7 protein-coding genes are annotated in these 6,912 nt (G+C 76.0%); 2 read left to right on the top strand and 5 right to left on the bottom strand.

Features of this window, described 5'->3' with window-relative positions:
• From ABZ914_RS43480 to ABZ914_RS43460, 5 genes are all read right to left on the bottom strand, one after another.
• On the bottom strand, positions 1–988 hold a 988-nt coding region (locus ABZ914_RS43480; protein ID WP_500200610.1), incomplete at its 3' end, for an AMP-binding protein.
• Complete coding sequence (locus ABZ914_RS43475; protein ID WP_500200609.1) at positions 985–2,205, bottom strand: cytochrome P450 family protein; 1,221 nt, start codon at positions 2,203–2,205, stop codon at positions 985–987. The genes ABZ914_RS43480 and ABZ914_RS43475, both read right to left, overlap by 4 nt.
• Entirely contained in the window at positions 2,202–3,308 is a 1,107-nt protein-coding gene (locus ABZ914_RS43470) for an NAD(P)/FAD-dependent oxidoreductase (protein WP_500200608.1), read from the bottom strand. The genes ABZ914_RS43475 and ABZ914_RS43470 overlap by 4 nt, the downstream gene beginning before the upstream one ends.
• Positions 3,305–4,249 (bottom strand): cucumopine synthase-related protein, encoded by a 945-nt coding sequence (locus tag ABZ914_RS43465; RefSeq protein WP_500200607.1) that lies wholly within the window; start codon positions 4,247–4,249, stop codon positions 3,305–3,307. The genes ABZ914_RS43470 and ABZ914_RS43465 overlap by 4 nt, the downstream gene beginning before the upstream one ends.
• A gap of 118 nt (positions 4,250–4,367) precedes the next feature.
• Positions 4,368–5,612 carry a glycosyltransferase gene (locus ABZ914_RS43460; RefSeq protein WP_500200606.1) on the bottom strand — a complete coding sequence of 415 codons (1,245 nt, stop codon included), beginning with the start codon at positions 5,610–5,612 and terminating at the stop codon, positions 4,368–4,370.
• Positions 5,613–5,780: 168 nt separating this feature from the next.
• On the opposite strand from ABZ914_RS43460, the gene ABZ914_RS43455 reads away from it, so the two are divergent.
• Together ABZ914_RS43455 and ABZ914_RS43450 are read left to right on the top strand one after the other, a co-directional pair.
• Positions 5,781–6,455, top strand: a complete 675-nt coding sequence (locus ABZ914_RS43455) for a histone deacetylase (RefSeq protein ID WP_387023523.1) — start codon at positions 5,781–5,783, stop codon at positions 6,453–6,455.
• Complete coding sequence (locus ABZ914_RS43450; RefSeq protein ID WP_190863787.1) at positions 6,442–6,891, top strand: peroxiredoxin; 450 nt, start codon at positions 6,442–6,444, stop codon at positions 6,889–6,891. The genes ABZ914_RS43455 and ABZ914_RS43450 overlap by 14 nt, the downstream gene beginning before the upstream one ends.
• Positions 6,892–6,912 lie beyond the last annotated feature (21 nt).

Raw genomic sequence — 6,912 nt, 5'->3', positions numbered from 1 at the left:
CGCGCAGCTCGACGCCCGGCACGGCGCGCCCGACCGACATCAGCAGCTCGGGCCGGGCGTGGTCGCGGGGCTCCAGCGCGGTCAGGAACCCGCCCTCGGACGTCCCGTAGTTCTGCATCAGCAGCGGGCCGAGCCGCGCGGCGGCCCGCGCGGTGCGGGCGGGCACGGCGGCGGCGCCGCCGTAGACGATCATCCGCAGGCTCGTCAGGTCGGCGGGCGCGTCCTCCAGGTGCTCGGCGAGCGCGTACAGGTCGACGGGACGGCCCGCCATCAGGTGCGTCACCGCCTCCTGCTCGATCACCTCCGCCAGCCGCTCCGGCCCCGCGCCCGGCTCCAGGACGGCGGTGCCGCCGCCCGCCAGCGTCCAGATCACGAACATGTCCGTCAGGTACTGCGAGCACGGTCTGACGAGCAGCCGCCACGGCGGCGGCCCGTACATGGCCCGCGCGGCGGCGAGGTGCGCGGCCTCGGCGTCCGGGCCGTACACCAGGATCTTGTTCTGGCCGGTCGTGCCGCTGGTGAAGCGCACCACGGAGGCGCCGTCCGAGGCGCCCGGCATGTCCACGGCGACGGCCGGCGCGGCGAGGTACAGGTCGTCGTCCAGGGCCAGGCGGACGCGCACCGGGCACTCCGAGAGCAGCGGCGCCGCCTCCTCCCGCCGGGACGGGGCGTACAGCAGCGCCGAGGCGTCCAGCGTCCGCATCGCCCGCGCGACGACCTCGACCGGCACCCCGCCGGAGACGTGGACGAAGCGGCAGCCGAGCGCGAGCGCGGCGATCCGGGCGACGGGCGACTCCGTGCCGGTGCCGTAGAGGCACGCGACCGTGTCGCCCCGCCGGACCCCGCTCGCCGCGAGCCGCCCGGCCGCCGCCGCGGCCATGCCGAGCACGTCGTCGCCGGACAGCCGCAGCCCGCCGTGCACCAGCACCGCGCGCGGGCCCGCCGCCCGGAGCCCGGCGAGGAGCGCGGGCCCGAGCCCCGGGCTCACCGGGCCCTCGCGCCGAGCAGCACCGGCAGGGTCGTGGTGCTGAGCGCGAGCACCGTCCGCACCGGGTCCAGCTCGTCCGGCGGCTTGGCGAGCGCGAGCCCGGGGAACGCCGCGAACAGCGCAGACAGCGCGACCTCGCCGACGAGCCGCCCCAGCGGGGCGCCGAGGCAGAAGTGCGCGCCGTGCCCGAACGACAGGTGCGGAGGCGGGTCGGACGCCACGTCGAACCGCGCCGCCCGCTCCCCGTACCGGTCGGGATCGCGTCCCGCGGCGGAGAAGCAGGCGAGGACGGCCTCGCCCTTGCGGACCGTCACGCCGCAGATCTCCACGTCCCGCACCGCGTACCGCATCGGGAAGTGCCGGAGCGGCGACTCCAGCCGCAGCGCCTCCTCCACCGCCGCGCTCCACGGCCGGGTACCGCCGCGCATCAGGTCGAGCTGGCCGGGGTCGGCGAGCAGCAGCCGCACCGCGTTCGTGATCAGGTTGACGGTGGTCACGTGCCCCGCCACGTACAGCTCCTGGACGGTGTCGAACACCTCGTCCTCGGCCAGTTCCCCGCCCTCCAGCGCGACCAGGTCGCTGATCAGGTCGTCGGCGGGGGAGCGGCGCCGCTCCGCGACGGTCTCCCGGATCACCGCGTCCCGCCCGGCGCGGGCGCTCGCCAGGCGCTCCGGCGTCCCCCGCGTCGTGGTGAGCACGTGGTCGTTGCCGGCCAGCTCCGCACGGCGTTCGGGCGGTATGCCCATGACGTCGGAGATGACCTCGCACGGCAGCGGGTACGCGAACTCCCGGCGCAGGTCGACCGGGCCGGGCGGCAGCTCCGCCAGCCGGTCCACGAACCCCGCGGTCACGGCCTCCACCCGGGGGCGCATCGCGCCGATCCGGCGCGCCGAGAACACCCGGGACAGCGGGCCGCGCAGCCGCCGGTGCTCCCCGCCCTCGGCGTTCAGCATCGTCGCGGCCAGCACGATCGGCGCGAGCGACCCGTTCGCCCGCAGCGCCCGCCGCCCCTCCGCCGACCAGTGCCGGACGTCCCGCGAGAGGTCCGGATGGGCGAGGACCGCCTCCAGCGCCGCGTGCCGCGCCGCCGCCCACGCCCGCACGCCCTCGATCTCCACCGGCACCAGCGCGCCCGCCTCGCGCAGCCGCGCGTTCTCCCCGTGGACGTCCCGGACCGCCGGGTCCAGGACGAACCGGGCCCGCTCCGGGGCCGTCACGCCCGCTCCGGGGTCGCGGCGAGCCGCCCGGCGTCGACGCCCGGCGCGCGGCCGAGGTACAGGTCGCGGACCAGCTCCCCGGCGGCCGGCGCCGTGCACAGCCCGTGCCCGGAGAACCCGGCCGCGTAGAGGAACGGGATCGGGCCCGGCAGCCGCCCGATGAACTCGGTCCGGTCGGGGCTGGCATCGCGGACGCCGGTGAAGGCCGTCCGCACCTCCGCCCCGGCCAGCGCCGGGTACACCTCCGCCAGCCGCTCGCGCACCCGCGCCCGCCACCCGTCCCGGTCCGCGCCCGGATAGCCCATGCCGACCAGCAGCCCGTCCCCGCGCCCGCGGACGAGCAGGCCGCTCGCCGCGTGCAGCGTCATCGGGACGTCCGGCACCGGAACACCGGACGGCGGCCGCCCGCACTCCAGCAGCTCCTGCTCGACCGGATCGCCGAGCGGAAGCTCCACTCCCGCCGAGCGGGCCAGCGGCGCCGACCAGGCCCCGGCCGCGCAGACGACGGCGTGCGCGGCGAGCGGCCCGTCGCCGGTGTCGAGCCGGCCGGCCTCGATGTCGACCGCCTTGACCGGGCAGCCCGTCCGCAGCTCCGCGCCCGCCCGCCGGGCCGCCGCGGCGAACCCGCCGACGACCGCCGCGGTGTCCGTGACGTACGCGTCCGGCGCCCACGCCGCCGCCACCAGCGGGACGTCGCCGATCAGCGGGTTGCGGCGCCGCGCCTCGTCCGCGCCGATCAGCTCGACCTCAACGCCGGCGGCGCGCTGCGCGGGCAGGTCCGCCTCGCACGCCGCGACCTGCTCCCGGTCGCCGAACAGCACCAGGTAGCCGACCCGCCGCAGCGGGACCGCGGCCCCGGCACGGTCCGCGAACGCCCGGTACGCGGCGAGGCTCCGCACCGCCATCGCCGAGCTGACCGGATTGCCGGGGAAGTAGGTGCGGACGACGTCCGCGGTCGCCCGCGACGCGCCCGAGCCCAGCTCGTCCCGCTCCAGCAGCACCGTCCGGACGCCCGCCTCCGCCAGATGGCACGCCGCCGACAGGCCGACGACCCCGCCGCCGATCACGACGGCCGGGTCCGCCTGCGGGTCCGGGCGGGTCACGGCGCCGCCTCGGCCTGCCGCAGATGGTCGCCGACGTTCCACGGGAACAGGTGCAGGTTCCATCCGCCGAGGCAGTTCACGTACAGCGCCATGTGGGCCATCACCGCGGCGAAGTCCTGCCGCCTGTCCAGCCTGTCCAGGCCGTCGAGCAGCCGCTCGGTGAACGCGCCGAGCCTTTCCAGCCCGCAGTAGGCGAGGAACTCGGCCGGAACCGCGATCAGCGCGCGGGCCATCCGCCGCAGCGGCTCCAGCGGCACCCCCTCGTGCGCCGCCCGGACCAGGCCGCTGTAGGCGTTGTACCCCAGCGGCCGCGTCTCGCCGTTGACGAACAGCAGCGTCGTCAGGACGGTCCCGTGCGTCCCCGCGCGCGACGCGATGCGGCCGTCGTGCAGGTCGACCAGCTCCTGCGGCGCGTCCAGCCAGATCCGCTCCGTCTCCGCGTGCACGTCGGCGATCAGCGCGTCCATCTCCGGGTCGGCGGCGCTCAGGCGCGGCACCCGGTGCCCGCCCGGCTCCCCGGCGCGCCGCACCTCCGCGACGACCGGCTTCTTGGTCGAGTACACCGACTCCCACACGGCCCGCCCCGCGTCGGCGAGCGCGTCCAGGTCCCCTTCCGCGACCCGCCCGATCGGCGTCGCCGCCATCGGCTCGGTCAGCTCCCCGTACTTGATGCCGAGATGCTGGAGCCGCGAGCAGAACAGGGTGCCGTCCGGGACGGTCCGGCGGTCCACCCGGTGCGCGGCGGGCAGGTGCAGCACGTCGTGCACGGGCGTGACGTGGTAGAGGTGATGGCCGGCGATGAGGGCGTGCCCCTGCAGGCTCCGGTACGGAAGCGCGTCCCAGATCGCGTCCGCCAGGGCGGGGTTGCGTTCGTCCAGGTCGGCGGCGACGGTGACGCCCAGCACGGGCCACCCGATCTCAATGCGTCTCAGTGTCTTCACAGTGCGTAGTCATACCCTGACCTGCGAAAACATGCTCGCGAGCCCTTGGGCCGGGATGGACGTGAAACGGGCCCCGGATCCTGGGGGGAGGGATCCGGGGCCCGCGGTGGCGGAGGCGTCAGCCGGCGAGTGCCGGGACCCGCTCGGTCTCGCTCTCCACCTCGTCCTCGACGACGGGCTCGGGCTCGGGGACGGGGAGCACCCGCTCGTAGGCGCGCAGCGTCTCGGCCGCGATCCGGTCCCACGAGTACCGGGACCGGGCGCGGTCGGCGGCCGCGATCGAGTAGCCGTGCAGCGTGGTCTCCTCGCCGAGCAGGCGGCGCACCGCGCGGCCGATCACGGTCGGCCGCCCGGCCGGCACGTGCAGGCCGGTGATCTTGTCGAGCACCTCGTCGGTGTTGGCGCCGACGGGCGTCGCCACCACCGGGACGCCGCAGGCCATGGCCTCCAGCGGCACCTCGGGGGACGGCTGCGCCGGGGTCAGGGACAGCACCAGGCTCGCGGTGCGCAGCAGCTTCGGCAGCGCCTTGCGGGGCAGGCGGCCGAGGAAGATGACGCGGTCGGCGACGTGCAGCTCCTTGGCCAGCATCATCAGCCGGTGCACCACCGGGTCGTTCTCGAGGTCCTCGCGGGCGGGGCCGCCGGCCACGGCGAGCTCGGCGCCGGGGACGTGCACCAGCGCGCGCAGCGCGGTCGCCACGTCGCCGGACTCCAGGTCGTCGCAGACCATCACCAGCCGGTCGCGGTCGCCGTGCGGCATCGCGGGGCCGGTCTGCGCGAAGTGCTCGGCGTCGACGGCGTAGGGGACCACCGCGACCGACGGCCGCGGCACGCCCATCCGCACCACGGAGCCCGCCTCCTCGGCGTGCCCGGCCAGCACCACGTCGGCGCCGCGGCCGATCGCCTTCTCCAGCCGGTCGCGGTGCGGGTGGACCTGGCGGCCGGCGCGCCGCTCGGAGGCGGCGACGCCGTGGTAGCTCTGCGCGAAGGGGATGCCGAGCTCGCGGGCGACGGCGCAGGCGGCGAGGCCGCCGATCCAGCCGTGCGCGTGCACGAGGTCGGGGCGTCCGGCGCCGGACCAGCGGTGGCGCAGCTCGTCGGCGAAGTCGCGGACGTGCTCGAGCAGTTCGTCGTCGGTCAGCGGGCGCGCCGGGCCGGCGTCCAGGTGGACGAGGGTCGCGCCCGGTCCGAGGCGGACCCGGCCGCGGGCGTCCTCGTCCTGGCGCCGGGCGTAGACCGTGACCTGGTGGCCCGCGTCCGTGCGGGCGAGCGAACGGGCGAGATCCCGGACGTGGACTGACTGCAGGTGTTCGCCGTCAAGGTCGGAGGCGGACACGAGAGCGATGTTCAGCGTGCGGTGCATGACGTATCCTCCGGGACAACACAGGGGAAGCCTGGAGGTATCTGCGTCGTAGACACCTGACTCGCAGCAATCTATTTCCGGACGCTGCTCCCGTCAAACCTCGCGAATCGGAACGCTCTCCCCATCGCGCCCCTCCAGGGCCTCTCACCAGCGTGGATACTGGAAGGGATGGACGAAAGTTCGCTCTGGTACGTCGCGTACGGCTCCAACCTGTTCCGCGCGAGGTTCGCCTGCTACCTGTCCGGCGGGCGTCCCGCCGGCGGCGCCCGGCACTACACCGGCTGCCGCGACCCGCGCCCGGCGCGCGCCGAGCTGTCGGTGACGCTGCCGGGCGGCATCTACTTCGCGCTGACGTCCCGGGTGTGGGGCGGCGGCATGGCCTTCTACGACGCGGCCCTGCCCGGCCGCGCCGCCGCCCGCGCCTACCTGCTGACCCGCCCGCAGTTCTGCGACGTGGTGTCCCAGGAGATGCGCCGCGACGTGGGCGTCGACCACGACCTGTCGGAGGCGGTCGCGCACGGCCGCCAGCGCCTCGGCCCCGGCCGCTACGAGACGATCGTCAAGGTCGGCGAGCGCGGCGGCCACCCGATGCTGACGTTCACCGCGCCGCACCCGTCGTCGGCCGCCGAGCTGAACGCGCCGACCGCGCCGTACCTCGCCATGCTCGGCAACGGCCTCCGCGAGGCGCACGACTGGTCCGCGGCCCGCGCCGCCGCCTACCTCGCGGCCTGCCCCGGCGCGTCCGGCGCCTGGACGCGGGAGCGCATCGCCGCGCTCCTCGGCCCGCCCCGCCCTCCCGCCGGCGGCGCGGGAGGGCTACGTTCGTCGCATGAACGTCGGTGACGTCGTTGACGACTTCGAACTGCCCGACCAGACGGGCGAACCGCGCACCCTGACCGGCCTGCTGGAGCAGGGCCCGGTCGTCCTGTTCTTCTACCCCGCCGCGATGACGCCCGGCTGCACCGCCGAGGCCTGCCACTTCCGCGACCTGGTCGCCGAGCTCGCCGAGGTCGGCGCGCACCCCGTCGGCGTCAGCGCCGACCCCGTCGCCAAGCAGAAGGAGTTCGCGGAGAAGAACTCGTTCGCCTACCCGCTGCTGTCGGACCCGGAGGGCACCGTCCGCGCCCGTTTCGGCGTCAAGCGGGGCCTGGCCGTGCTCCCCACCAAGCGCCAGACCTTCGTCATCGACACCGACCGCCGCGTCCTCGCCGTCGTCAAGAGCGAGATCCGCATGAACACCCACGCGGACAAGGCGCTGGAGGCGCTCCGCTCGCGCTGACCCGCGGGTCGCCGCCGCGGG

Source organism: Spirillospora sp. NPDC046719 (assembly GCF_040645715.1).
In the GTDB taxonomy this organism is placed as follows: domain Bacteria; phylum Actinomycetota; class Actinomycetes; order Streptosporangiales; family Streptosporangiaceae; genus Spirillospora.
This window is presented reverse-complemented; position numbering and strand designations above follow the sequence as displayed.